This window comes from Afipia sp. DC4300-2b1 (assembly GCF_049895725.1).
GTDB lineage: Bacteria > Pseudomonadota > Alphaproteobacteria > Rhizobiales > Xanthobacteraceae > Afipia > Afipia broomeae.
Genome location: NZ_JAFCSX010000001.1, coordinates 233,278 through 256,013, shown reverse-complemented (window position 1 = coordinate 256,013; position 22,736 = coordinate 233,278). Strand labels below are relative to the sequence as shown.

The following is a 22,736-nucleotide window of genomic DNA, read 5'->3' as shown; positions in this document are numbered from 1 at the left end:
CCTACGGTCAGCCGCCCTCCCCATCGAGGGGAGGGATTAAGAGATGCGGTGATGTCGTCCCCTTTCTTCTCCCTCCCCCTTGGAGGGAAGGCGCGAAGCGCCAGGGTGGGGGTGTTAGGATTGCGCTTTTTCGAGATGGTCGCCATGCTCCCTCAAGCTGACACCTACGACGATCTCTACAAGAACTTCCGCTGGGACATTCCCGCGACGTTCAACATTGCGGCCGCGTGCTGCGACCGCTATGCGGATGGCTCCGGCAGGCTCGCGCTGATCTATGTGGATGAAGACGGCGGCACGCAGAAGCTGTCGTTCGACGAGATCAGCGCGCTGTCGAAGAGTTTCGCCAATGTGCTGAAGGCCGACGGGCTCAAGCGCGGCGACCGCGTCGCGATGTTCCTGTCGCAGTCGGTGGAATTGCCCATCGCCCATCTCGCCGCGTTCCGCTCCGGCATGATCTCCGTTCCGCTGTTCACCCTGTTCGGCGAGGACGCACTGGAATATCGCCTGTCCAACAGCGGGGCGCGGGCGGTCATCACCGACGAGGGCGGCTGGGACAAGCTGTCGAAGATCCGCGACCGCCTGCCTCACCTGCAGGACATCTATGTCACCAGCGGCGCGGTCCATGCCGGCGCGAAATCGTTCTGGCAGTCGATCGAGGATGCGTCCGAGGATTTCCAGACCGTTGATACCAGCCCCGACGATCCGGCGATCATCATTTATACGTCAGGCACGACAGGGAATCCGAAGGGCGCGCTGCACGCCCATCGCGTGCTGCTCGGCCATCTGCCGAATGTCGAGATGGCGCACGACTTCTTTCCCAAGCCCGGCGACCTGATGTGGACGCCGGCGGACTGGGCCTGGATTGGCGGATTGTTCGATGCGCTATTCCCGGCCTGGTATCACGGCGTGCCGATGCTCGGCTATCGCGCGAAAAAATTCGAGCCGCAGGCGGCGATGCGACTGATGGCCGATCAAGGCGTGCGCAATGTGTTCCTGCCGCCCACCGCGCTGAAGCTGATGCGTCAGGCGGACGTCAAACATCCCGGCGTCAAGCTGCGGAGCATTTTTTCCGGCGGCGAGTCGCTCGGCGCCGAACTGATCGAGTGGGTGCGCGCCACCTTCGGCGTCGATGTGCACGAGATTTACGGCCAGACCGAATGCAATCTGGTCCTTGCCAACAATTCCCATCTGTTTCCGATCAAGCCGGGCTCGATGGGAAAACCGACGCCGGGATTCGATGTGCGCATTGTCAATGAGCATGGCGAGGAATTGCCGCGCAATGAACGCGGCATTGTCGGCGTCCGCGTCCCCAATCCGGTGACCATGATCGAATACTGGAAGAACCCGGAGGCCACTGCGAAGAAATATGCCGGCGGCTTCCTCCTCACCGGCGATCTCGCGGTACAGGATGACGACGGTTACTTCTGGTACGTCAGCCGCGAGGACGATGTCATCACCAGCGCGGGCTATCGCATCGGTCCTGCGGAGATCGAGCATACCTTGATGAAGCATCCGGCGGTCGCGATGTCCGCGGTGGTCGGGATTCCCGATCCGATCCGCACCGAAGCGATCAAGGCGTGGATCGTGCTGCGTCCGGGATTCACCGCGAGCGACGCGCTGGCGAAGGACATTCAGGATTTCGTCAAGGTGCAACTCGCCGCCCACGAATATCCGCGCCACATCCAGTTCACGGACACCTTGCCGATGACGGCCACCGGCAAGGTGCTGCGGCGGGAATTGCGGACGCTGGGGTAGACGCTTTTTCACCTCTCCCCGTTCTACGGGGAGAGGTCGGATTGCGGAGCAATCCGGGTGAGGGGCTTTTTATTTGTTTGGTGCGGGATTTGCCCCTCACCCCAACCCTCTCCCCGCAAGAGCGGGGCGAGGGAGTTACATCCCCGGCACTTTCACGCCGAGCCGCTTCAGCGCCTCCAGCATTCGCTTCGGCGGCTCCATCTTGATCGACAGCGGCTTGCCGGTCTCCAGCACGCTCTTGAGGCTGGAGAGAATAGCAGGCCAGCCCGCGCGTCCGCCGGACAGAATGTCCTCGTCGATCTCGCGCTCGTTCGCCTCGGTCATGGTCAACCGCACCGACTCTCCCGATTGTTCGATCTCGTAGGTCACCAGTGTCTCGCCGAGCGCCTCGATCAGGCCGGGCCAGTTGACGTTGAAGGTGATGACCAGCTTGCGCGGCGGGTCGTAGGCGACGACTTCGCCGCTGATGTGGACCGATCCGTCCGGCGCGCGAAGCACGAACGCGCCGCCCACTCTATCCTCGACCTCGACGCCGAAGCCCGAGAAATAGTCCCGGCTGTATTCGGCGGATGTCAGCGCGTCCCACACCTTCTCGGGCGTCGAGGCGATGTAGATCGTGTAGACAAGCGAGGGTTTGAATTTGCCGATGTCCATCACGCGCTCTCCGCGCTGCGCGGCATTTCGAAATCAAGCGGCTTGCCGGTCTCAAGAATGCTCTTGAGGCTGGAGAGGACCAGCGGCCAGCCTTCGGAAATGCTGGGCAATGTCTTGCTGTCCTCGGCGAAATCCTCGTGGATCACGGTGAGCTTGACCGCGCCGTTGCTCGGCTCAAGCACGAACGTCACGCGGGAAGGGTGCTCCTTGATCATCTCCGCGTCGAAAACCGACAGCCAGCTATAGGACAGCCGGCGCGGCGGATCGGATTCGAGCACGAATCCTTCGTTCACCACCTTGCCGAACCTGTCCATGTGCATGCGGGAGCCGACCTTCCAGTCGGAATGCAGGCTGCAGCCGAACCAGTAGCTCTCGGTGAATGCCGTGTTGGTCAGGGCATGCCAGAGTTTCTCCGGCGTGGTCTTGATGAAGGTCACATAGACGAATTCGGGTTTACGCATCACGCTTCTCCAGTTGACGTTTGAGTTCGCTGAGCGCGGCGAGTTTGCTGCGCTCGAATTTCCTGATCCATCGTTCTCCGATCTCGTGGATCGGAACGGGATTGAGGTAGTGCAGTTTCTCGCGGCCGTGCTTGAGCGTGGTCACGAGATTGGCGTCTTCGAGAATTCCGAGATGCTTGGTGACGGCCTGCCGAGTCATGGCGAGACCATCGCAAAGCTCCAGCAATGTCTGCCCGTTGCGGGCGTGAAGCCGGTCCAGCAATGAGCGCCGCGATGCATCCGCCAGTGCCTTGAAGACCTCGTCCATGGTCAGAATAATAGGCAACCAAATGGTTGCCTGTCAAGCGTCGCCCGAAATCATTTGCGGTGGACTTGAACCGCTTGCATTTGCGCAGTGTCTGATCCTTTGATGCGGTCTCTCGCATCGGGGAATTTCATGTCGCTTCAGTTCTATCTCGCCTATGTCGCTGCCTGTGTCGCGCTCGCGATCCTGCCGGGTCCGATCGTCACCCTCGTCATCGCCAACGGTCTTCGCTACGGCACGCGCGCGGCACTCACCAACATTGCCGGGGCGCAGGTGGGGCTTGTGATCATCATCGGCATCATCGCCGTGGGCCTGACATCGCTGATGGCGACAATGGGCTACTGGTTCGAATGGGTGCGGTTCGCAGGTGCTGCCTATCTCGTCTGGCTCGGCATCAAGCTGTTCCGCTCGACCGGCGCGCTGTCGGCGACCGACGCGCCGCCGCCGCCGCGCGGCGGATTCTTCCTTCAGGGATTTTTGGTGCTGCTCAGCAATCCGAAGGTGCTGGTGTTCTTCGGCGCGTTCATTCCGCAGTTCGTCGATATGAATCAGGATCACCTGCCGCAGGTGGCGTTGCTCGGCGTCACTTTCACGGTGATCGCCGCCTTGTCCGACGGCGCATACGCCCTGCTGGCGGGCCGTGCGGGCAAGCTGCTGTCGGCGCGGCGCGTGCGGCTGGTGTCGCGTATCTCCGGCGGTTTCATGATCGGCGGCGGCATCTGGCTTGCCCTGACGCGGAGTCGCTGATCTGCGCCTCACTCGGCGGGCATCAGTTTCCTGGCGTGCAGGCCTTCCTCGATCTCGCGCAGGAGACGCGACAGCCGCTCCGCCCATTGATGCTGGCCGGACTGGTCGCTGATCAGATCCTGCCGGATCTCGATGCCGGTATGCATCAGCCCGCGCTTTTCGGCATGCACAGGAATGGTGTAGTCGGTCGCATCGCTCACCGCATAAGGCTCGTTGTCACCGACCACGAGATCGCCCTCAAGGCGCAGCTTGTCGCGCAACAGATGCGGCAGCCGGTCGTCGCGGTTGTACAGCGTGCCGATGTGCCAGGGCCGGGCGATGCCGGCATAGACCGGCGTAAACGAATGCAGCGACACCAGGATGGTCGGCAGGCCGCTGGCCTTGCGCGCGTCGAGCGCCTGCGCGATGCGTGAGTGATAGGGCGCGAAAACGGCGCGCTGCCGTTCCGCGACCTGCTCGCGGGTGAGCCCGCCATTGCCGGGAATTTCCGTCGCTTCGCTGATCAGCGGGATCGAGCCCGGGCTGTCGAACGGCCGGTTGCAGTCGATCACGAGGCGCGAATAGCGCTGCGCGATCAGGTGCACGTCCATTTCCTTCGCAAGCCAGGTCGCGACCTCGGCAATGCCGATGTCCCATGCGATGTGCCGCTCAAGTTCGCTGGCGTGGACGCCGAGATCGCCGAGCGCCCGCGGAATCAGGCGGCCGTAGTGATCACAGGTGAAAAGGAACGGCGAGCGGCTGCCGGGATTTTCCTCAAGCACAGGCGGAACTTCGTCGTCCTCAAGGAGTCGTAAAGTGTTGGCTGGAGCGGGCAGGGCCATTTTGCTTTCGTTGCCTATCACAGCGGCATTCAAGCCCAACAATTAGCCGGAAATGCAGCAAAAACAGCATGTATGATTCGCAGACGAATTCAATCGGCCAGAACAAGACGATGCCCCTGCTGACGATTCACCACAAGACCGAGTATCGCTACGACCGCCCGGTGGCGTTCGGCGAACACCGGATCATGTTGCGTCCGCGCAGCGGCCACGATGTTCGTGTGCTGTCGGAGCGGCTCGACATCTCGCCAGCGCCTTGTTCGCTGCGCCGCATTCACGATGTCTTCGGCAACAGTGTCGCGATCGCCGATTTCGACACCTATTCGGACCGGCTGGTGTTCGACTCGACCGTCACCGTTGAACACTATCCGCTCGAGAACATCGTCCTGACCCCCGCTGACCAAGCCTATTACTATCCGTTCTTCTACGATCATGACGAACTGACGGACCTCACACCGTCGATGACCCCGCAATACAGCGATCCCGACGGCGCGCTGGCGGCGTGGGCGCTGCAGTTTCTCAGCGACGGCAGCCGCACCAAAACGCTCGATCTGCTGGTCGGCATGACCCATGGCGTGCGGGAGTCGTTCAGCTATCGCAAGCGCCACGAGCACGGCACGCAGCATCCGCTCGACACCCTGAGTATCGGTTCAGGCACCTGCCGCGATTTCGCGCTGTTTATGATCGAGGCGCTGCGGCGGCTCGGCATCGCCTCGCGTTTCGTCAGCGGTTATATCTTCATTCCGGGCGACGAGGCCCATGGCTATGTCGGCGGCGGCAACACCCATGCCTGGGTGCGGGCCTATCTGCCGGGCGCGGGCTGGGTTGAGTTTGATCCGACGAACGGCATTGTCGGCAACCGCGATCTCATTCGCGTGGCGGTGGCGCGCGATCCGCAACAGGCCATCCCATTGCACGGTACCTATATGGGGCCTGCCGACGCCCACCTTGGCATGGACGTCACCATTCACGTCCTCTCGGTCGGGGAAGATCTGGAGGAAGCCGCTGCATGCTGATCAGAGTTGGATTCGAGATTTCGTACGGCGCCGTCGCCGAAACGCCGATGGTGATCATGATGCGGATTCATCCCTCGCGCGCCAGGGACATTGTCGGCGAGGAGACGATCATCACCGAGCCGAACGTGCGGATTCGCTATTATCATGACAGCTTCGGCAACATCTGCGGACGGCTCACGGCCCCGCCGGGCGGCATTACGTTTCGCGGCGACGCGCTGGTGCGCGACACCGGCCTGCCGGATGCGGTCGTTCCCGAAGCGCAGCAGATGCCGGTCGAGCAACTGCCCGACGAAGTGCTGCTTTATCTGATGGCGAGCCGTTACTGCGAGACGGACCGCCTCACCGATTTCGCGTGGTCGCAGTTCGGCAACACGCCGCCCGGGTGGGAGCGCGTGCAGGCTATCAATACATGGGTGCACAACCATGTGCGGTTTGACTACCAGCAGGCGCGGCCGACCAAGTCTGCCTTCGATGTCTTTGAAGAACAGCAGGGCGTCTGCCGGGATTTCGCGCATCTGGCGCTGACGCTGTGCCGCTGCATGAATATCCCGGCGCGTTATGTCACCGGCTACATGGGCGACATCGGCATTCCGCCCGATCCTGCGCCGATGGATCTCTCCGGCTGGTACGAGGTCTATCTTTCCGGCAAGTGGTACACCTTCGATGCGCGGCACAACAAGCCGCGGATCGGCCGCATCCTGATGGCCACCGGCCGCGATGCGGCAGACGTTGCAATCTCGACGACCTTCGGGCAGATGGTGCTGAACAAGTTCGTCATCGTGAGTGACGAGGTTCTCGAATCCAAGGCCGGCTAAGAAGCCGGACACCAGTTGCAATGACCGAGCGTTTGTTTGTCTACGGCACCCTGAGGCGTGGTTCGCGGCATCCATGGGCGGCGAAGCTGGCGGCCAGTGCCACATGTCTCGGCGAGGCGCGCTACAACGGCCGCCTTTATCGCATCACGCACTATCCGGGCGTCGTTCCGTCCACCCAGCCGGATGAGTGGGCGTATGGAGATGTCTTCGAACTGCGCGATCCGGAGATTCTGACGGCGCTCGACGCTTACGAGGGTTGCGGCCCGGACGATGCCGAGCCGACCCAGTATCTGCGCAAGCTTCAGAAAATGACGCTGGCCGATGGCACCGTCGTCGAGGCGTGGATGTATGTCTACAACTGGTCCCTCGAGAACCGGGAGCGGATCAAGTCCGGCCGGTTCGACGAGGTGGAGTCGTAAGCTTCGCGAGTCGGAGTGTTCCTACCCGACTGCTGCTTCAAGCTCGTTTTTTGGATTTGGCCTTCTGCTGCATGTAAGAGCGCAGAACGGCATTCATGCGGCCCTGATAGCCGTCACCCTGGCCCTTGAAATAATCAAGCACGTCTTCATCGATCCGGATGGAAATAGCTTTTTTCTTCGCTGGAATGACAAGTTCGGCCTTTGACCAGTCGATATTCTTGAATTCAGCCCAGTCGGGATCGTTCGCCATAGCGGCGTCGATCTGACGATCGGTGAGTTTGCCAACGCGGGACCAGTCAGTCTTTCCCTTTCGCCGGTCGCCCGATTGACGCGTGACGATATGATTCTTTTTCATTCTTTCTCGCGGAGCGCGCTGAGATGATCCGGATGATGTCATTTCGCCATGTGAAGATCACGGCAATGACATGATTGTTGGACTTCCCAATCGCGATCCAGCGCTCCTCGTTGTTGCGGTCCGATCGATATAGGAGCAAGGGACCATCGAAGATGTCGACCGCATCTTCAAAGTCGATGCCATGCTTTTCTATGTTCCGACGGTTTTTATCGCCATCCCATTCGAATCCCTTCGGCGATTCCATAGACGAGCACTCCAGTATCATTCTGCCGCAAAGCGGTGAGTTCATTGATGATCATGAAACGGTCCTTTGGATAAAGCTTGAGGTAATGTATATATGATATGTATATACATTCCTCTGCGGGATGTCAATTCTTTTGGGTTCACGCCTTCGGCGCCGCCGTCAGTGCCGCGGTGTCCTTCACGACAATCGCAAAACGATCCGCCAGTTCGGTCAGCGCCACGCGGTGGACGACGCTGGCGGGAATCGTGCCGCCGAGCGGATCGGGCAGGTCGCGCGTCGCGGCGGCGTTGGCGACAACGGTGGTGCGATATTTCAGGTCGAGCGCGGCGCGGGCGGTCGCGCTGACGCACATATGGGTCATGAAGCCCGCGAGGATCAGTTCGGTGCGGCCGGTGCTCTTCACCAGTGCGTCGAGATCAGTGCCCGCGAACGAATTCGGCAGCGTCTTGCGCACCACGACTTCTCCCGCTGCCGGTGTGAGCAGCGGCACGATAGCGGCGGTGGGCCCGTCCTCTGCGAACAGCGGGCGGCCCGACGGCGCGTGCTGCACGATATGGAACACTGGCACGCCGCGCTCGCGTGCCAGCTTCAGCAGTTTGGCGGCTTCGACAATGGCGGCATCGACGCCGTCCAGCGGCAGGTTGCCCTTGCTCGTGTATTCAAGCTGGGCGTCGATGATGACGAGGGCGGATGTGTCGAGCGCGCTCGGATGCAGCGGCGCACCGGCGATCTGGAGCAGGGATTTCGGGGCGGGAGCCATATTTTCTTGCTTTCGTTGAGTAATCCGGAACCGAGGCCGGACCATAAGGGCTGTGAATAGCCGGGACAATCCGGCTTTCATTGGGGGATGGACCCAGGAAGCCTATATTGATGGTCGGTTGCAGAGGCTGCCCGATTCCATGCGATTCACGCCCCAATTTCTCGAAGAACTGCGCGCCCGGCTTCCGGTTTCGGAAGTCGTGGGCAAGCGCGTGAAGCTGAAGCGGGCGGGCAAGGAGTACAAGGGACTCTCGCCCTTCAAGCAGGAGAAGACCCCCTCGTTCACGGTGAATGACCAGAAGGGATTCTACCACTGCTTCGCCTCCGGCAAGCACGGCAACATCTTCGACTTCATCATGGAGACCGAAGGCCTCGGCTTCATCGAGGCGGTGGAGGTCGCGGCCTCGCAGGCCGGCATGCCGCTTCCGGCGGTGACGCCTGACGCCGCGCGTCACGAGCAGCGTCGCAAGACGCTGTACGATGTGATGGACCTCGCCGCGAAATTCTTCGCCGACACGCTGGCCTCGCGCAATGGTGCGAAAGCCCGCGGCTATCTCGGCGACCGCGCGATCTCGCCCGCGACGCAATTGCAGTTTCGTCTTGGCTACGCGCCGGGCGAACGTTTTGCGCTGAAGGAGCATCTCGGAGGGCTCGGCATTCCGGTCGACGACATGGTCGAGGCGGGGCTTCTGATCGCAGGCGACGACATCCCGGTGCCGTACGATCGTTTCCGCGATCGCGTGATGTTTCCGATCACCGACGCGCGGGGCCGCGTCATCGCCTTCGGCGGCCGCGCGCTCGAAAAGGATGTGCCCGCGAAGTATCTGAACTCTCCGGAGACGCCGCTGTTTCACAAGGGCGACAATCTCTACAACCTCGCCACCGCGCGGCAGGCCGCCCATGATGGGGCGCAGCTCATCGTCGCCGAAGGCTATGTCGATGTGATCGCGCTGGTCACCACCGGCTTTCCCGGAGCGGTCGCCCCGCTCGGCACCGCGCTGACCGAGAACCAGCTCGCGCTGCTCTGGAAGATGGCGGATGAACCGATCCTGTGTTTCGACGGCGACGGCGCCGGACAGCGCGCGGCATTCCGCGCGGCGGATCTGGCGCTGCCGCATCTCAAGCCGGGAAAAAGCCTGCGTGTCGCGCTGCTGCCGGAAGGACAGGACCCTGATGATCTCGCGCGCTCCGGCGGGCGGGGCGCGATCGAGGAAGTGATCGCGCAGGCCAAGCCGCTGGCGGGCATCGTGTGGTCGCGCGAGATCGAAGGCGGCAGCTTCGCCACGCCAGAGCGCCGCGCGGCGCTGGAAGCGCGTATCAACGAACTGACCAACGGCATCCGCGACGAGGTGGTGCGGCGCTATTACAAACAGGATTTTTCCGAGCGGCTGCGCAACGCTTTCTCCCCGCAAGGAAACTATCAGGGCGGATATCAAGGCGGCGCGCGTGGCGGTTTCCGGGGCCCCAGCCAGGGCGGCTTCGGCGGCGAATCAGGGCGGCGTTTTCAGCAGCGCCCTCCGTTTGCGCCCGGCGGGGCCGGACGGAGCGACGCGCGGGGCGGGCTATCCACAGGCCCGCGCACCATCAACCGGTCGCCCTATCAGGTCGCGAGCCCCCAACTGGCGGGTTCCTCGATCATGCGCGGCCAGCGCAGTTCCATCTCCCGGCGGGAGGCCCTGATCCTGCAATCGCTGCTCAACCACCCCTGGCTGCTGCACGACCATCTGGAGGAAATCACCGCCCTGGAGCTGGCCCATCCCGAGGCCCACAAGCTGCGCGCCGGGATCGTGACGGCCTTTGCGAATTATGGGCCGACCAACGATCTGGAGACCGAACGGACCCGGATCCGGACCTGGCTCACGGTGAACGGATATGATGAGCAGATTCAAAGGGTTGAGCGGGCGCTGACCACCAAGAGCGTCTGGGGGACGCAGGCCGGCGCTGCGGCAGAGGACGTTCTTTCGACCTGGCATCAACTTGTTGTCTTGCATCGCCAATCCCACTCCTTACTTAGAGAACTCAAGGATGCCGAGCAGGCACTGGGGCAGGACAGCAGCGAGTCCAATGAGGCTTGGCTGCGCGATGTGAAAGCCCGGCTTGCTGACGTGGACGGCCTTGACGCGCTGATTGAGGGTTTCGGCGAATCTTCCGGCCGGTTCCAGCGCAGCGTGTGAGGAAAATGATGCGGCAAGGCCTCCGCCGGGGTTTTATGTCGGCGCCAAGGCCTTAAAAAGACTCGCCAAACCGGGTTTTTACCCGCAAAAACAGGGTTAATCGTAGCTTAACGGCCTTCGGCCATACCTACATCTTCGGCCCGGGTGGTGCCCTCAAAAGCGCCGCCCTTTCCGCATCAATGCGGTGTGAAATTCAACGCAGGCCGTGGGCCTACGTCGTGAGCGCGTTTCAGGAGCAGTGAATGGCCATCAAGGCAAAGACAGCAGCGATCAAGGACAAAGACAAGGATCAGAAGGCCGCTGACACTCCTGAGAAAGATGGCGCGGACGCCCCGTCGCCGTTGCTCGATCTGTCCGACGCCGCCGTCAAGAAGATGATCAAGCAGGCCAAGAAGCGCGGCTTCGTGACCTTCGATCAGCTCAACGAAGTGCTCCCGTCCGACACCACCTCGCCCGAACAGATCGAAGACATCATGGCGATGCTCTCCGACATGGGCATCAACGTATCCGAGTCCGACGACGCCGCCGACGAGGACGAGGAGAAGCAGGAAGAGGCCGACGACGAGACCGATAACGAACTCGTCGAGGTCACCTCCAAGGCCGTCACCGAAACCAAGAAGTCCGAGCCGGGCGAGCGCACCGACGATCCCGTGCGCATGTACCTGCGCGAAATGGGCACCGTCGAGCTGCTGTCGCGCGAGGGCGAAATCGCCATCGCCAAGCGCATCGAGGCCGGCCGCGAGGCGATGATCGCGGGCCTGTGCGAAAGCCCGCTGACCTTCCAGGCCATCATCATCTGGCGCGACGAACTCAACGAAGGAAAGATCTTCCTTCGCGACATCATCGATCTCGAAGCGACCTACGCCGGTCCCGACGCCAAGAACAACATGAACCCGGCGATGATCGCGGGCCCCACGGGTCCTGACGGTCAGCCGACCAACGCCATCATCAATGCCGACGGCACCGTGCAGGTGATCGCCGCCGCGCAGGCTGCCGCCGCGCCGGCCGCGCCGCCGTCGCCGACGCCGTTCCGTCCCGCGCCCGCTGGCGACGCCGCCGCGAAGGACCCCAGCGAAGCCGCGGCCGAAGCGGACATGGACGAGGACGACGAGTTCGAGAACCAGATGTCGCTCGCGGCCATCGAGGCCGAGCTGAAGCCGAAGGTGGTCGAGACCTTCGACAAGATCGCCTCCGAGTACAAGAAGCTGCGCCGTCTTCAGGAGCAGGACATCCAGAACCAGCTTCAGAACGAGACGCTCTCGCCGGCGCAGGAGCGCAAGTACAAGAAGCTGAAGGACGAGATCGTCGTCGAGGTGAAGTCGCTGCGGCTCAACCAGGCGCGCATCGATTCGCTGGTCGAGCAGCTTTACGACATCAACAAGAAGCTGGTGTCGTTCGAGGGCCGCCTGTTCCGCCTCGGCGACAGCCATGGCGTCGGCCGCGAAGACTTCCTGCGCAACTATCAGGGCTCGGAGCTCGATCCGCGCTGGCTCAACCGCGTCTCGAAACTGGCCGCCAAGGGCTGGAAGAATTTCGTCGCGGTAGAGAAGGACCGCATCAAGGAACTGCGCCACGAGATCCAGCAGCTTGCGGGCCTCACCGGTCTCGAGATCGGCGAATTCCGCAAGATCGTGCACGGCGTGCAGAAGGGCGAGCGCGAAGCCCGTCAGGCCAAGAAGGAAATGGTCGAGGCGAACCTGCGTCTCGTGATTTCCATCGCCAAGAAATACACAAACCGCGGCCTGCAGTTCCTCGATCTCATTCAGGAAGGCAACATCGGCCTGATGAAGGCCGTTGATAAGTTCGAATACCGCCGCGGCTACAAGTTCTCGACCTACGCGACGTGGTGGATCCGTCAGGCCATCACCCGCTCGATCGCCGACCAGGCGCGCACCATCCGCATTCCGGTGCACATGATCGAGACGATCAACAAGATCGTGCGCACCTCGCGCCAGATGCTGAACGAGATCGGCCGCGAGCCGACCCCGGAAGAGCTCGCCGAAAAGCTCGGCATGCCGCTGGAGAAGGTGCGCAAGGTTCTCAAGATCGCGAAAGAGCCGCTCTCGCTGGAAACCCCGGTGGGCGACGAGGAGGATTCACATCTCGGCGATTTCATCGAGGACAAGAACGCGGTGCTGCCGATCGACGCGGCGATCCAGAGCAATCTTCGCGAGACCACCACGCGCGTGCTCGCCTCGCTCACCCCGCGCGAGGAACGCGTGCTGCGCATGCGCTTCGGCATCGGCATGAACACCGACCACACGCTGGAAGAAGTCGGCCAGCAGTTCTCGGTGACCCGCGAACGCATCCGTCAGATCGAGGCGAAGGCGCTGCGCAAGCTGAAGCATCCGAGCCGAAGCAGGAAGCTGCGGAGTTTCTTGGATAATTGATCTTTTACCTCGCCCCGCTCTCGCGGGGAGAGGTCGGATCGCGCAGCGATCCGGGTGAGGGGCTTCTTCTCAGGCAATCCATCGAAACAAAACGGCGGGCCGAAAGGTCCGCCGTTTTTGTCGTTCCGCGAAACCATTCGCGCGCCGCGCGCCGCAGCGCCAATATGCGCGCGATACGAAGTAAAAATACCACTCCGGAACTAACTGTGCGACGCCTGGTATATTCCTTGGGTTACCGCTACCGGCTTCATCGCAAAGACCTCCCTGGAAAGCCGGATTTGGTTTTCGGCACGCGACGCAAAGTGATTTTCGTTCACGGCTGCTACTGGCATGGGCATGGATGCAAAGTTGGCGGGACGGGAGCCAAGAGTAATCGCGATTATTGGGGTCCGAAAATTTCTGGCAATAAGGCTAGAGACAAAAGACGCCTAGCTGAACTACGAAAACTTGGGTGGAAATGTCTGGTCGTTTGGGAGTGCGAAACGAGCGGCTTGAGAGGGCTGGAAAGAAGAATACGCAAGTTTCTAGATTGAAATGCTAGGTATTGCGGCGGTCGATCACCTTCAGCTATTGGCGCGGGTATCCATTCCATTACAAAAACTCCCGATCTTCCCCAATCAACGTGTCACGTATGATGTTGGGTAAGGGAAAGCCATAGCCCGCGCCGGGCTTGAGCCATATCAGCCGTCCGGCCTTGTGATACTCGCTCGCATACAACTCGGTGCCGATCATGCGCAGCGCCAGTTCCAGAGACTGGATGGCGTCGATGCCGAATATTTTGCGCTTTAATGTTTGCTCGGGCCAGCCGATCGAGAAGGCGCATGACCAATCGCCATCTTCCTGCACCGGCATGAAAACGCTCACCGGAATGGCGATTGCGGCTTCGTCCGAGAGCCGTAGTGTTCGAGTCATCGTCAGCACGGAAAACCTTCAAAAGCTGAGGGAGGAACGGCACGGTCGGTTCGGCACTCAGCATAGCGCTCCATCGCGTGAGAATGTCAGACTGCGCGTACAGACGCGCGAATTTTGCTTGGCAGCCAATCGCCACGACCATTGCCTCCCTCCCCAAACCCCGCTAAATCTCATTTTAGAATCATTCTAAAGTGAGTTTACCCCCATGTTTCAGGGCTTTGCCGCGCGGCGGCAGTTCAGCGATCTCTCCGAGGCCGAAGTGCTGGCGCTCGCCATCTCGTCGGAAGAGGACGATGCGCGCATCTACGCGACCTATGCCGAACAGTTGCGTGCGCAGTATCCGGCGACGGCGGCGATGTTCGACGAGATGGCGGCGGAGGAAGACGGCCATCGCCAGTTGCTGATCGACCGTTTCAAGAAGCGTTTCGGCAAGGTGATCCCGCTGATCCGGCGCGAGCATGTGGCCGGTTACTATTCGCGCCGGCCGACCTGGCTCGTTGAAAATCTCGGCCTTGAGCGCATCCGCGCCGAGGCCGAGCGGATGGAGGACGACGCCGCGAACTTCTATGTCCGCGCGGCGCAGGCCTCGACCGATCCCGACACGCGCAAGCTGCTCGGCGATCTCGCCGCCGCCGAACGTCAGCACGAGCATCGCGCAGAAGAGCTTCAGGCCACCACGCTGACGGGCGGCGCGCGCGGCGAGGAAGACGCCAAGGCGCGGCGTCAGTTCGTGCTGACATGGGTGCAGCCGGGCCTCGCGGGCCTGATGGACGGTTCGGTGTCGACGCTGGCGCCGATCTTCGCCACAGCGTTCGCGACGCAATCGACATCGACGACATTCACCGTCGGCCTTGCGGCGTCGGTGGGCGCCGGCATCTCGATGGGATTCACCGAAGCCGCCCATGATGACGGCGTCATCTCCGGGCGCGGATCGCCGCTGAAACGGGGCCTCGCATCGGGGCTGATGACCACGGTCGGCGGTCTCGGCCACGCCCTGCCTTATCTGATCCCGCAGTTCTGGACCGCGACGGCGATCGCCGGAATCGTCGTGTTCTGCGAGTTGTGGGCGATCGCGTGGATCCAGAATCGCTACATGGAAACGCCGTTCCTGCGCGCGGCGTTTCAGGTGGTGCTCGGCGGCGCGCTGGTCCTCGCCGCCGGCATTTTCATCGGCAACGCTTAAGCGCTGACCCGGAGCACAACGCGCCGTCACCCTGAGGTGCCGAAGCGGAGCGGAGGCCTCGAAGGGCGACGGCATGTCATGATCGGTCATCCTTCGAGGCTCGCGCAGCCAAGTTTAAGCAGGCTGCATAAATTTGCCTGCGGTGCTCGCACCTCTGGATGACGGGTAGCCGCATGCTGAGCGCATGCGTTTGTTACGTCACGCCGTCCACGAAATGCTTGAACGCCTCCGCATAATCCGGATGCCAGCGCGACAATGGCGGCCGGTTCTCGGTGATGTCCCCGGCGGCCCAGAGAATCCGTTTCTCGTCGAGCGCGCGCGGCACGTCGTTGTCCGGGCAGAGAATGTAGAAATCGCCGCGCGCGAGACTCTCGATCATGAAGTCCACCGTTTGCTCCGCGGTCCACGCGCCTGCGGGCTTTTCGGTGCGCCCGCGCGCGGTCAGCCCGGTGAATACGAAGCCGGGGATCAACAGATGCGCGCTGATCCGGCAATCGGGCGTGTTGCGCAGTTCGTGCTGCAACGCCTCGGTGAACGCCTTCACGCCGGCTTTCGCGACATTGTAGGCCGGATCGCCCGGCGGCGTGGTGATGCCCTGTTTCGATCCGGTGTTGATGATCAGCCCCGGCCGCCTGCGCGCGATCATGCCGGGCGCGAACACCTGCGTGCCGTTGACGATGCCCCACAGGTTCACGCCGAGCACGCGCTGCCACGCATCGAGCGGTCCGAACATCGCGCTGCCCGGCTGGATGCCGGCATTGTTCATCAGCACGTCGGTGCCGCCGAACCGCCCGAGCACGGCGGCTTCCAGCTTCTCGATGTCCGCGCGATGGCTGACGTCGACCGCAAGCGACATAATGCTGTCGCTGCCGCCGGGCGCGACATAGGTCAGCAGCTCGGCTGCGCGCGCCAGCTTCTCGTCGTCGTGATCGGCGATGCAGACCTTCAGGCCAAGTTTTGCGAAATGGCTGGCGGCGGCAAGGCCGATGCCGGAGGCGCCGCCGGTGATGACCGCGACAGCATTCGGAACGAGGGCGGCATGGGACACGTGGCTTCTCCGGGATTTTTCGGGCACGGGCGAGATGAAACAGCGCGGCTTTTGATTTAGATTCGTTTGTGAGCGCGATTGTGTCGCGCGCCGCATATCGGCGCAGCAAATCTGTGTGAAGCGTAGCAGAGCGCGCGCATCTTGGATAATGTCGCATCAGCTTCATCAATGCGGTAGCCCGATGCCTGTCCTGCGCCTGCTTCTGATCTCGCTTCTCGCCCTCATGCCTGTTGCTGCCCGCGCGGCCAGCCAGCCGATCGACACCGCGCCGCGCATCGCGCTGTTCTCGGCCTTCGAGCCGGAATGGCAGGCGCTGCTTGCCGTGGTGGAGCAGCCGGTCTCGCACAAGGAAAAGGGCGTCGATTTCGTCACCGGCCGCGTCGAGGGGCACGATGTCGTGCTGGTGCTGTCGGGCGTCTCGATGGTGAATGCCGCGATGACGGCGCAGATGGCGATCGACCGGTTCAATCTGCGCGCCATCCTGTTTTCCGGCATCGCCGGAGGCGTCGATCCCTCGCTCAACATCGGCGACGTCGTGGTGTCGCAGCAGTGGGGCCAGTATCTCGAAACCATTCTGGCGCGCGAGACACCGCAGGGCTTTCAACTGCCGTCGTGGTCGAAGCAGGAGTTTCCCAATTACGGGATGATCTTCTCACGCGGGGTCAAGGTGCCGCGCGACGGCGTGGACAAACCCGAGCGGCAGTTCTGGATTCCGGTGGACGCCAAGCTGTTCGAGATCGCGCGCACGGCCACCTCTCACGTCGAACTCAAGCGCTGCATCGAGGCCGCCTGTCTCGTTCATCCGCCGAAAGTGGTGGTCGGCGGCAATGGCGTCTCGGGCACCGCCTTTGTCGACAATGCCGCGTTTCGCACCTGGGCGTTCGACACCTTCAAGGCGCAGGTGCTGGACATGGAAAGCGCCGCCGTCGCCCATGTGGCGGCGACCAATGCCGTGCCGTTTCTGGCGTTCCGCTCGCTGTCGGACCTCGCCGGCGGCGGCGCAGGCGAGAACGAGATGCAGACCTTCGAGAAGCTGGCGGCGGAGAATTCCGTCGCGGTGCTGCGGGCGTTTTTGAAGGCGGTGCCGATGTAGGCGCGGGCGTCCGCGTCCCGCGTGTCGTTCAAAAGCAATGAAAGTTAAGGCGTGGAGGGCCGGGACAAGTCCGGCCCTGATGTGTAGACTCGCGGTCATACTGAAACGGAGTTCATGATGCTCAGACTTCGCCTCGCCGTGATTGCCGCCGCACTCTCCCTCGCAGCCCCCGCAAATGCCGCCCGCTGTGGCGGCGACTTCAATACTTTTGTCTCCGCGATGTCCCAGGAGGCAGCGGCGGCGGGGATTTCGCAGAGCGTCATCTCCCAGGCGTTCGCGGGCGTGACGCAGGACCCGGCGGTGCTGTCGTTCGATCGCCGCCAGCGCGGCACCTTCAACAAGACCTTCGAGCAATATGTCTCGACCCGCGTCGGACCGGGGCGCATCAACACCGGCAAGGCGATGCTGCAGCGTCATGCCGCGCTGCTGTCACGCATCCAGCAGCGGTTCGGCGTGCCGCCGGAAATCGTGGTCGCGATCTGGGGACTGGAATCCGATTTCGGCAAGGGCGACATCGGCAAGATGCCGGTGATCCGCACACTGACCACCTTGGCGCATGACTGCCGCCGCACCGAACTGTTTCAGGGCGAACTTCTGGCGGCGCTGAAGATCGTCCAGCGCGGCGATCTGCCGCTGCGCGATCTGATCGGCGCCTATGCCGGCGAACTCGGCCAGACCCAGTTCCTGCCGTCGTCCTACATCAAGTACGGCGTCGATTTCGACGGCAATGGCCATGTCGATCTGCGTCACAGCATTCCGGACGTGCTGGCTTCAACGGCGAACCTGCTCAAGACCGCGGGCTTCCGCGGCGGTCAGCCCTACAGCGAAGGCACCGCGAATTTCGAAGCCATGCGCGAGTGGAACAGGGCAACGATCTATCGCAAGACCATCGGCTATTTCGCCGATCGCCTCGCGGAGCGATGACGATCTAGAACCCGCAGGACGTGCTGACCTTCAGCGTGAACTGGTCGATCTCGAACGTATGCTCGAGATCCTGCCCGAACATGCCGAGCCATTTGTCCTGCGCGCGGTAGGCAAGCTGCTCCCGCGCCGCCGGGCATTCGTACTTGATGCCGCCGATGTTCTGAAGGTGATGCACCATCTCGTGCACCAGCACCGACAGGTCGGCCGCCGTGCCGCCGGTCCATGACAGGGGAAGATAGATGGTGCGGCTGCTGTCGTCGTAGATGGCGACGGTGTCGCGCGGGTCTGACACAGGCGGCATGGCATTGATGTCATAACGCCGCTCCACGCTGAAAGCCTGGTAGCGGATGGCCATGATTTTCGCCTGGGAGACGAGTTCGACTTTCGGCGGCTCGCTCAGAGGCGGAAGGCTGAAGTTGGCGGAAAGCCAAAGCGCGATTGCGGTCAACAGGGCTGTCATATCCGGCGCTCCTGTCAGGTGTGGCGACGGGCGGAGACTACGTCCTGTTTCGGTTCTTGAATGTGACGCGGTTCACGCGCGCGCGTCATCCTTACGAGGGACTTGCAGTCCTGGATGCAAGAGCTGGAAAGAGAAAGGGCAGCACGCATGCTGCCCTTTCTTGACGCGCGGCGTTCCTGCGCGGTGTTCAAATCGTCTTGGCGTAAGCGACAAGCTGATCGAGCGCGGTGTTCCAGCCGCTGTGGAAGCCCATGTCCTCGTGGGTCTTGCGGCCGGCTTCGTCCTTGTGCACGGCGATGGCGGTGTATTTCGTGCCGCCCTTCACCGGCTCCATGGTCACGAAGGCGGTGAAGAATCCGCCGTCGCGCGGGCGGTAGCCGGGCAACAGGGCATCGGTGAACACCAGCTTGCGGTTCTGGACGACCTCGAGATAGCAGCCGGCGTTGTCCATGTCCTTGCCTTCGGGCGAACGCATCACGGTGCGGAAGATGCCGCCCGGGCGCAGGTCGATTTCGCAGTCCACGGTTTGCCACGGCTTGGGGGTGAACCATGGCATCAAATGCTTGGGCTCGGTCCAGGCCTTCCAGACCAGTTCGGGCGGCACGTCGATCACCCGTTCGAGGACGAGATCGAGTTTCGGGTCGATTTTGTACGCGGTCACTTTCGGTTCTCCGTGGCGTTGAGGTGTCTCAGGTAGTCGTCGAGCTGGTCGAGCCGTCTGGTCCAGAGCGTGCGCTGCGTACCGAGCCAGTCCTGCGCCTCTTCGAGCGGCCTTGGTTTGAGCTGGCAGGTCCGTACCCGTCCGACCTTTTTCGACCGGACCAGGCCGCATTCCTCCAGCACCTTGAGATGCTGGAGGAATGTCGGCAGTGCCATGCTGAACGGCTGCGCGAGATCGCTGACAGTGGCGGGGCCGGATGTCAGCTTGGCCAGCACCGCACGCCGGGTCGGATCGGCGAGCGCGTGAAACGTATCGTTGAGGCGGTTCTGTTGGTTAGTCATGTGGCTAACTATAGCGATGTAAAAAGTTAGGTCAATGCCTAAGTGTTGCGGCGCATGACCGCGGCCGCATGGCGGCCTCGCTTGAGGAAACGGTTTGAATGAAGGAAAAAGGCGGCGCGAGGGCCGCCTTTTGTTGGCCGGTTAGTTCGATGGCGGCGGTGCCACCACCAGTGCCACGTTCCGCCGCACCAGCGGCAGCACCACGAGCAGGGTCGGGAACGCGACCACCCACGAGATCGCCCAGGCGGCGGGCCATGTGTCGAGGAAGGCGGGCGTCGGACCAAGGCTTTTCAGCGTCGAAATCGCCGAGACCACGAAGGTCATCAGCACCGACAGCACCAGCGGCATGACAATCGATGCATACCGCGCGGGCAATTTGCCGCGACTTGGCGGTTGGGAAAGCGTTTTCATCAGATCACTCTTTGGAAACAGCCGGCCGATCGCGAAAGTCGGGCGATGACGGTGATGCAGGCGTCCTGCGGGTCATGGCATTCCTCCGGACCGGTCGGCCTCAGTTGAATGCGTTGCCTGACGTGAGACGCTTACGGCGCGATGAGGCTGTCTTATCGGGATCGGGTGGGGGATTCAAGCGCCGCCGGAGAAGCGGGGCATCTCTGGAAAGAGAGAGATCTGGAACATGGGGAGGTGCCGGGCGCTGATCGCGCAACTTCAGTTGGACGGATGATTTGCGAGCCGCCCGGACATCAGAAGCTCGGGCGAAGCGACTCCGCCCGAGCCACTTCAAATAAATAAAACTACTTCTTCTTGGCCTTCTTGGCCTTCTTAACTGTCTTCTTCGCCGCCTTCTTCGCCTTCTTGGCTTTCTTCGCCATGGCATCCTCATGGGTTCGAGTTGACGTCAACGTCACGAGGCATGCTCGGCGATAGGCCAGTGCGCAGCCTCGATTCCAATCCGAACCGATTCGCTGAAATTTGTCGCCTGTTTTTCAGCATTGTGCCGACTTGGTGACATCGCGTCCGCTTTTTTCCTGTGGATGACGGCCGCATGCGCAGGGTTAACAGCAAGCAAAGGTCTTTCGTTTTGCTTTCGCGAGCGGCTGCGCGCGTGCGGGATTGGCTTTCATTTGGGCGCGCGGCCGCATTGTTCATCAATTCACAACCACGGCGCGGTTTATCCGGCACAGGTCAGACTCCGTTAAGGCCGCCCCTGCAAGGATGCATCCGGCTTCGGGGGAGGCGGATCCTGCATTTGCGGGATTGAGGAGCGGGTTCATGCATCGGGCAGTGATCGATCAGAGGGACAGGGCACAAGACGCGGGTCACCGCGCACCCTGGAACCGTTCATGCTGAGTGTCCCGACCCTCTGGATCGTTTTCGTCGTCAACTTCGTCGCGATCGGGACGGTGTGGGTCTACGTCGTCCGCAGCTATCCCAATCACGATGCCGCGCGGTTCTGGACCGCGGGCGCGCTGGTCGCCGCACTCGGCGCCGCGGTGGCGATGACGCGCGGTTTTATCGATCCGCAAGCCAAGATGCTGCTGCTGATTCCGCTGCTGATCGGCGGCTCCATTCTGGTTCTGGCGGTCTGCCTCGCCTCGATGGGCATCCGGCGCTTCTATGGCGTACCGGTGTCGTGGCGCTTCACGTTTGCGATCGTCGCGTTCAATTTCTTCGGCTTGGCGTACTTCGTCTGGCAGGACAACATGGTGATGCGTATCCTGATCTACTCGGTCAGCCAGGCCGTGCCGATCGTGATGACGCTGCCGCTGCTGTTTTCCCGCAAGAACGGCACCGCCCATCCCGGTGCGCGGATGTCGGGCTATATCGCGATCCTGATGCTCGGGGCGTACATCGTGCGCTCCATCGCGGCGCTGCTGCATGTCGGCGGCCCGGTGTCGCTGATCGATTTCAACCAGTTTCAGGCGGTGCTGATCCTGGGGCTGGTGTTCCTGTCGATGATGTGGAATTTCGGCTTCCTGCTGATGACCATCGACCATCTGCGCGCCGAGGTCGCGGATCTCGCGCTGTTCGACGATCTCACCGGCGCGGCGAACCGCCGCCAGTTGCTGGCGCGGCTCGACGAGGAATGCGTGCGCTCCGGCCGCAGCGGCGAGGTGTTCGCACTGCTGATGATCGATCTCGACGGCTTCAAGGATATCAACGACGGCCATGGCCATGCCGCCGGCGACGAATGCCTGCGGCTGTTCACCCGCGCGGCATGCAGCCGGCTGCGCACCGGCGATCTGCTGGCCCGGATGGGCGGCGACGAATTCTGCGTGGTGCTGCCTGCGACCACGCTGCGCGAGGGGGCGATGGTCGCCCGCCATGTGCTGGAAGCCTGCCAGGGCGAGACGGTGCAGTGGAACGGCGCGCCGCTGGCGCTGTCGGCGTCGATCGGCGTCGCGCAGTGGCGGCCCGAGATCGGATTGCAGGCCGAGCGTCTGCTGGCCGCGGCCGACCGGGCGCTCTACACCGCCAAGAAGGACGGCAAGAACGGCTACGCGGTGTTCGACGCGACGCCGCTCGAGGCCGAGCCTGCGCTGCGCAAGTCGGCCTGATCCGCTTCCGCCCTCTCAAGCATCGTTGATGCCTCACGCGGCATCTTTTCCGGTGCGCCTCATCAACAACCTGCTAGGCTGATCGCGTCGCACGCGAAGTGGATCGCCACTTTGCGGCGGACGGCAACAGGAGGATGCGATGGCCAAAGGCAAGGACAAGGGCAACAAGGAAAAGAAAAAGCCGAAGGCGGACAAGAACACGCCGAAGGGCGGCGGCTCGAGCTATCAGCAGAGCAAGGGCGGCAAGAAGTAGCGCATGCCTGCGCGCATGACTGTTGAGACAAGCGGGCAGCATTGATCGCGCCGGGCCGGAGGGTCCGGCGCTCGTAGCGGCGCCGTCAATCGAACCAGTCGGCGCGGTCGCCGGAAAACTTCCCGGGTCCGTTGGTCACCGCCTTGAACATCTCGCAGAGCTCGTACTCCAGAAACTCGTTGGCCAGGATCAGCGCGCGGATCGTCGAGCGCATGTCGCCGCCGCAGGCTGCGATAGCTTGATCGGCGGCAGCATCCAGCCGCTCGGATTCCGGCGGCGGGCCGGAGGCGAGGCGATCCAACATAGCGATGTTCCGTATTGATGAGTGGCGCGCATGTTCTCTTTTTGTTCTTGTGCAGTCAAGAGAACAATTCGCGGGTCCAATGCTTGCGTCCAACACACTTAATGCGTCGTGCGCATAACGGCGCGGC

At 62.3% G+C, this 22,736-nt stretch carries 26 protein-coding genes; 12 read left to right on the top strand and 14 right to left on the bottom strand.

All coding sequences use genetic code 11. The features are described from left to right. Positions 1-144 precede the first annotated feature (144 nt). On the top strand, positions 145-1,755 hold the full coding sequence (locus tag ACP7AL_RS01300) for an acyl-CoA synthetase (RefSeq protein ID WP_425988030.1): 1,611 nt from the start codon (positions 145-147) through the stop codon (positions 1,753-1,755). Positions 1,756-1,890: 135 nt separating this feature from the next. Here the strand turns inward: ACP7AL_RS01300 and ACP7AL_RS01295 are convergent, their stop codons facing one another. From ACP7AL_RS01295 to ACP7AL_RS01285, 3 genes are read right to left on the bottom strand one after another with little or no spacing between them, the layout of a single operon-like run. Then, complete coding sequence (locus ACP7AL_RS01295) at positions 1,891-2,409, bottom strand: SRPBCC family protein (RefSeq protein ID WP_425988027.1); 519 nt, start codon at positions 2,407-2,409, stop codon at positions 1,891-1,893. Beyond that, on the bottom strand, positions 2,409-2,870 hold the full coding sequence (locus ACP7AL_RS01290) for an SRPBCC family protein (RefSeq protein WP_425988025.1): 462 nt from the start codon (positions 2,868-2,870) through the stop codon (positions 2,409-2,411). The genes ACP7AL_RS01295 and ACP7AL_RS01290 overlap by 1 nt, the downstream gene beginning before the upstream one ends. Further along, positions 2,863-3,177 carry an ArsR/SmtB family transcription factor gene (locus ACP7AL_RS01285; RefSeq protein WP_006022104.1) on the bottom strand — a complete coding sequence of 105 codons (315 nt, stop codon included), beginning with the start codon at positions 3,175-3,177 and terminating at the stop codon, positions 2,863-2,865. Before ACP7AL_RS01285 ends, ACP7AL_RS01290 begins: the two co-directional genes overlap by 8 nt. A 129-nt stretch (positions 3,178-3,306) precedes the next feature. On the opposite strand from ACP7AL_RS01285, the gene ACP7AL_RS01280 reads away from it, so the two are divergent. Continuing rightward, on the top strand, positions 3,307-3,921 hold the full coding sequence (locus ACP7AL_RS01280; protein WP_425988023.1) for a LysE family translocator: 615 nt from the start codon (positions 3,307-3,309) through the stop codon (positions 3,919-3,921). A gap of 8 nt (positions 3,922-3,929) precedes the next feature. On the opposite strand, the gene ACP7AL_RS01275 is transcribed toward ACP7AL_RS01280, so the two are convergent. Further along, entirely contained in the window at positions 3,930-4,742 is an 813-nt protein-coding gene (locus ACP7AL_RS01275) for an N-formylglutamate amidohydrolase (protein ID WP_425988021.1), read from the bottom strand. 68 nt (positions 4,743-4,810) lie between these two features. Between ACP7AL_RS01275 and ACP7AL_RS01270 the strand changes: the two genes are divergently transcribed. The 3 genes from ACP7AL_RS01270 to ACP7AL_RS01260 are packed head-to-tail and all read left to right on the top strand — an operon-like array spanning position 4,811 to position 6,989. Beyond that, a complete protein-coding gene (locus ACP7AL_RS01270; protein ID WP_425988019.1) occupies positions 4,811-5,755 on the top strand; it encodes a transglutaminase family protein in 945 nt (314 codons plus the stop codon). After that, positions 5,749-6,570: a transglutaminase-like domain-containing protein gene (locus ACP7AL_RS01265; RefSeq protein WP_425988017.1), complete on the top strand. Its 822-nt coding sequence runs from the start codon at positions 5,749-5,751 to the stop codon at positions 6,568-6,570. Before ACP7AL_RS01270 ends, ACP7AL_RS01265 begins: the two co-directional genes overlap by 7 nt. Positions 6,571-6,590: 20 nt before the next feature. Then, the gene (locus tag ACP7AL_RS01260) at positions 6,591-6,989 is read left to right on the top strand and encodes a gamma-glutamylcyclotransferase family protein (RefSeq protein ID WP_006022098.1); all 399 of its coding nucleotides are present in this window, start codon (positions 6,591-6,593) and stop codon (positions 6,987-6,989) included. Between the two features lie 37 nt (positions 6,990-7,026). Here the strand turns inward: ACP7AL_RS01260 and ACP7AL_RS01255 are convergent, their stop codons facing one another. The 3 genes from ACP7AL_RS01255 to ACP7AL_RS01245 all read right to left on the bottom strand — a co-directional run bounded on the left by ACP7AL_RS01255 (position 7,027) and on the right by ACP7AL_RS01245 (position 8,348). Further along, positions 7,027-7,344, bottom strand: coding sequence for a BrnA antitoxin family protein (locus ACP7AL_RS01255; protein WP_006022097.1), 318 nt, complete (start codon positions 7,342-7,344; stop codon positions 7,027-7,029). Continuing rightward, the gene (locus tag ACP7AL_RS01250) at positions 7,286-7,588 is read right to left on the bottom strand and encodes a BrnT family toxin (RefSeq protein ID WP_006022096.1); all 303 of its coding nucleotides are present in this window, start codon (positions 7,586-7,588) and stop codon (positions 7,286-7,288) included. Before ACP7AL_RS01250 ends, ACP7AL_RS01255 begins: the two co-directional genes overlap by 59 nt. 139 nt (positions 7,589-7,727) lie before the next feature. Continuing rightward, a complete protein-coding gene (locus tag ACP7AL_RS01245; protein ID WP_425988014.1) occupies positions 7,728-8,348 on the bottom strand; it encodes a cysteine hydrolase family protein in 621 nt (206 codons plus the stop codon). Positions 8,349-8,487: 139 nt separating this feature from the next. Here ACP7AL_RS01245 and dnaG point away from each other — a divergent pair, with 139 nt between their 5' ends. From dnaG to ACP7AL_RS01230, 3 genes are all read left to right on the top strand, one after another. Further along, positions 8,488-10,521 carry a DNA primase gene (dnaG, locus tag ACP7AL_RS01240; protein ID WP_425988012.1) on the top strand — a complete coding sequence of 678 codons (2,034 nt, stop codon included), beginning with the start codon at positions 8,488-8,490 and terminating at the stop codon, positions 10,519-10,521. A gap of 242 nt (positions 10,522-10,763) precedes the next feature. Then, the gene (gene rpoD / locus ACP7AL_RS01235) at positions 10,764-12,911 is read left to right on the top strand and encodes an RNA polymerase sigma factor RpoD (protein ID WP_006022092.1); all 2,148 of its coding nucleotides are present in this window, start codon (positions 10,764-10,766) and stop codon (positions 12,909-12,911) included. Beyond that, positions 12,908-13,444 (top strand): very short patch repair endonuclease, encoded by a 537-nt coding sequence (locus ACP7AL_RS01230; protein ID WP_425988010.1) that lies wholly within the window; start codon positions 12,908-12,910, stop codon positions 13,442-13,444. The genes rpoD and ACP7AL_RS01230 overlap by 4 nt, the downstream gene beginning before the upstream one ends. 58 nt (positions 13,445-13,502) lie before the next feature. Here ACP7AL_RS01230 and ACP7AL_RS01225 read toward each other — a convergent pair whose 3' ends face one another. Then, positions 13,503-13,823, bottom strand: a complete 321-nt coding sequence (locus ACP7AL_RS01225) for a DUF6968 family protein (protein WP_425989985.1) — start codon at positions 13,821-13,823, stop codon at positions 13,503-13,505. A 205-nt stretch (positions 13,824-14,028) separates the two neighbouring features. Here ACP7AL_RS01225 and mbfA point away from each other — a divergent pair, with 205 nt between their 5' ends. Next, entirely contained in the window at positions 14,029-15,006 is a 978-nt protein-coding gene (mbfA, locus tag ACP7AL_RS01220) for an iron exporter MbfA (RefSeq protein ID WP_425988008.1), read from the top strand. A gap of 193 nt (positions 15,007-15,199) precedes the next feature. On the opposite strand, the gene ACP7AL_RS01215 is transcribed toward mbfA, so the two are convergent. After that, on the bottom strand, positions 15,200-16,054 hold the full coding sequence (locus ACP7AL_RS01215; RefSeq protein WP_425988006.1) for an SDR family NAD(P)-dependent oxidoreductase: 855 nt from the start codon (positions 16,052-16,054) through the stop codon (positions 15,200-15,202). 181 nt (positions 16,055-16,235) lie between these two features. Here ACP7AL_RS01215 and ACP7AL_RS01210 point away from each other — a divergent pair, with 181 nt between their 5' ends. Both ACP7AL_RS01210 and ACP7AL_RS01205 read left to right on the top strand, forming a co-directional pair. Beyond that, the gene (locus ACP7AL_RS01210) at positions 16,236-17,147 is read left to right on the top strand and encodes a 5'-methylthioadenosine/S-adenosylhomocysteine nucleosidase (RefSeq protein WP_425988004.1); all 912 of its coding nucleotides are present in this window, start codon (positions 16,236-16,238) and stop codon (positions 17,145-17,147) included. A 117-nt stretch (positions 17,148-17,264) separates the two neighbouring features. Then, positions 17,265-18,071 carry a lytic murein transglycosylase gene (locus ACP7AL_RS01205; protein ID WP_425988002.1) on the top strand — a complete coding sequence of 269 codons (807 nt, stop codon included), beginning with the start codon at positions 17,265-17,267 and terminating at the stop codon, positions 18,069-18,071. A 4-nt stretch (positions 18,072-18,075) separates the two neighbouring features. Here ACP7AL_RS01205 and ACP7AL_RS01200 read toward each other — a convergent pair whose 3' ends face one another. From ACP7AL_RS01200 to ACP7AL_RS01185, 4 genes are all read right to left on the bottom strand, one after another. After that, complete coding sequence (locus tag ACP7AL_RS01200) at positions 18,076-18,531, bottom strand: DUF6647 family protein (protein WP_425988000.1); 456 nt, start codon at positions 18,529-18,531, stop codon at positions 18,076-18,078. A 187-nt stretch (positions 18,532-18,718) separates the two neighbouring features. After that, a complete protein-coding gene (locus ACP7AL_RS01195; RefSeq protein WP_425987998.1) occupies positions 18,719-19,192 on the bottom strand; it encodes an SRPBCC family protein in 474 nt (157 codons plus the stop codon). Then, positions 19,189-19,533: an ArsR/SmtB family transcription factor gene (locus ACP7AL_RS01190; protein WP_425987996.1), complete on the bottom strand. Its 345-nt coding sequence runs from the start codon at positions 19,531-19,533 to the stop codon at positions 19,189-19,191. The genes ACP7AL_RS01195 and ACP7AL_RS01190 overlap by 4 nt, the downstream gene beginning before the upstream one ends. 141 nt (positions 19,534-19,674) lie before the next feature. Further along, a complete protein-coding gene (locus tag ACP7AL_RS01185; RefSeq protein ID WP_425987994.1) occupies positions 19,675-19,944 on the bottom strand; it encodes a DUF2798 domain-containing protein in 270 nt (89 codons plus the stop codon). 893 nt (positions 19,945-20,837) lie between these two features. Between ACP7AL_RS01185 and ACP7AL_RS01180 the strand changes: the two genes are divergently transcribed. Then, a complete protein-coding gene (locus ACP7AL_RS01180; protein ID WP_425987992.1) occupies positions 20,838-22,052 on the top strand; it encodes a GGDEF domain-containing protein in 1,215 nt (404 codons plus the stop codon). A gap of 338 nt (positions 22,053-22,390) precedes the next feature. Here the strand turns inward: ACP7AL_RS01180 and ACP7AL_RS01175 are convergent, their stop codons facing one another. Beyond that, positions 22,391-22,609 (bottom strand): hypothetical protein, encoded by a 219-nt coding sequence (locus ACP7AL_RS01175; protein WP_006022077.1) that lies wholly within the window; start codon positions 22,607-22,609, stop codon positions 22,391-22,393. Between the last annotated feature and the right edge of the window lie 127 nt (positions 22,610-22,736).

Bases quoted from the DNA above. Each gene is read 5' to 3' on its own strand.
- ACP7AL_RS01300 (WP_425988030.1), top strand. From the start codon at position 145: ATGCTCCCTCAAGCTGACACCTACGACGATCTCTACAAGAACTTCCGC.
- ACP7AL_RS01295 (WP_425988027.1), bottom strand. From the start codon at position 2,409: ATGGACATCGGCAAATTCAAACCCTCGCTTGTCTACACGATCTACATC.
- ACP7AL_RS01290 (WP_425988025.1), bottom strand. From the start codon at position 2,870: ATGCGTAAACCCGAATTCGTCTATGTGACCTTCATCAAGACCACGCCG.
- ACP7AL_RS01285 (WP_006022104.1), bottom strand. From the start codon at position 3,177: ATGGACGAGGTCTTCAAGGCACTGGCGGATGCATCGCGGCGCTCATTG.
- ACP7AL_RS01280 (WP_425988023.1), top strand. From the start codon at position 3,307: ATGTCGCTTCAGTTCTATCTCGCCTATGTCGCTGCCTGTGTCGCGCTC.
- ACP7AL_RS01275 (WP_425988021.1), bottom strand. From the start codon at position 4,742: ATGGCCCTGCCCGCTCCAGCCAACACTTTACGACTCCTTGAGGACGAC.
- ACP7AL_RS01270 (WP_425988019.1), top strand. From the start codon at position 4,811: ATGTATGATTCGCAGACGAATTCAATCGGCCAGAACAAGACGATGCCC.
- ACP7AL_RS01265 (WP_425988017.1), top strand. From the start codon at position 5,749: ATGCTGATCAGAGTTGGATTCGAGATTTCGTACGGCGCCGTCGCCGAA.
- ACP7AL_RS01260 (WP_006022098.1), top strand. From the start codon at position 6,591: ATGACCGAGCGTTTGTTTGTCTACGGCACCCTGAGGCGTGGTTCGCGG.
- ACP7AL_RS01255 (WP_006022097.1), bottom strand. From the start codon at position 7,344: ATGAAAAAGAATCATATCGTCACGCGTCAATCGGGCGACCGGCGAAAG.
- ACP7AL_RS01250 (WP_006022096.1), bottom strand. From the start codon at position 7,588: ATGGAATCGCCGAAGGGATTCGAATGGGATGGCGATAAAAACCGTCGG.
- ACP7AL_RS01245 (WP_425988014.1), bottom strand. From the start codon at position 8,348: ATGGCTCCCGCCCCGAAATCCCTGCTCCAGATCGCCGGTGCGCCGCTG.
- dnaG (WP_425988012.1), top strand. From the start codon at position 8,488: ATGCGATTCACGCCCCAATTTCTCGAAGAACTGCGCGCCCGGCTTCCG.
- rpoD (WP_006022092.1), top strand. From the start codon at position 10,764: ATGGCCATCAAGGCAAAGACAGCAGCGATCAAGGACAAAGACAAGGAT.
- ACP7AL_RS01225 (WP_425989985.1), bottom strand. From the start codon at position 13,823: ATGACTCGAACACTACGGCTCTCGGACGAAGCCGCAATCGCCATTCCG.
- mbfA (WP_425988008.1), top strand. From the start codon at position 14,029: ATGTTTCAGGGCTTTGCCGCGCGGCGGCAGTTCAGCGATCTCTCCGAG.
- ACP7AL_RS01210 (WP_425988004.1), top strand. From the start codon at position 16,236: ATGCCTGTCCTGCGCCTGCTTCTGATCTCGCTTCTCGCCCTCATGCCT.
- ACP7AL_RS01205 (WP_425988002.1), top strand. From the start codon at position 17,265: ATGCTCAGACTTCGCCTCGCCGTGATTGCCGCCGCACTCTCCCTCGCA.
- ACP7AL_RS01200 (WP_425988000.1), bottom strand. From the start codon at position 18,531: ATGACAGCCCTGTTGACCGCAATCGCGCTTTGGCTTTCCGCCAACTTC.
- ACP7AL_RS01190 (WP_425987996.1), bottom strand. From the start codon at position 19,533: ATGACTAACCAACAGAACCGCCTCAACGATACGTTTCACGCGCTCGCC.
- ACP7AL_RS01185 (WP_425987994.1), bottom strand. From the start codon at position 19,944: ATGAAAACGCTTTCCCAACCGCCAAGTCGCGGCAAATTGCCCGCGCGG.
- ACP7AL_RS01180 (WP_425987992.1), top strand. From the start codon at position 20,838: ATGCTGAGTGTCCCGACCCTCTGGATCGTTTTCGTCGTCAACTTCGTC.
- ACP7AL_RS01175 (WP_006022077.1), bottom strand. From the start codon at position 22,609: ATGTTGGATCGCCTCGCCTCCGGCCCGCCGCCGGAATCCGAGCGGCTG.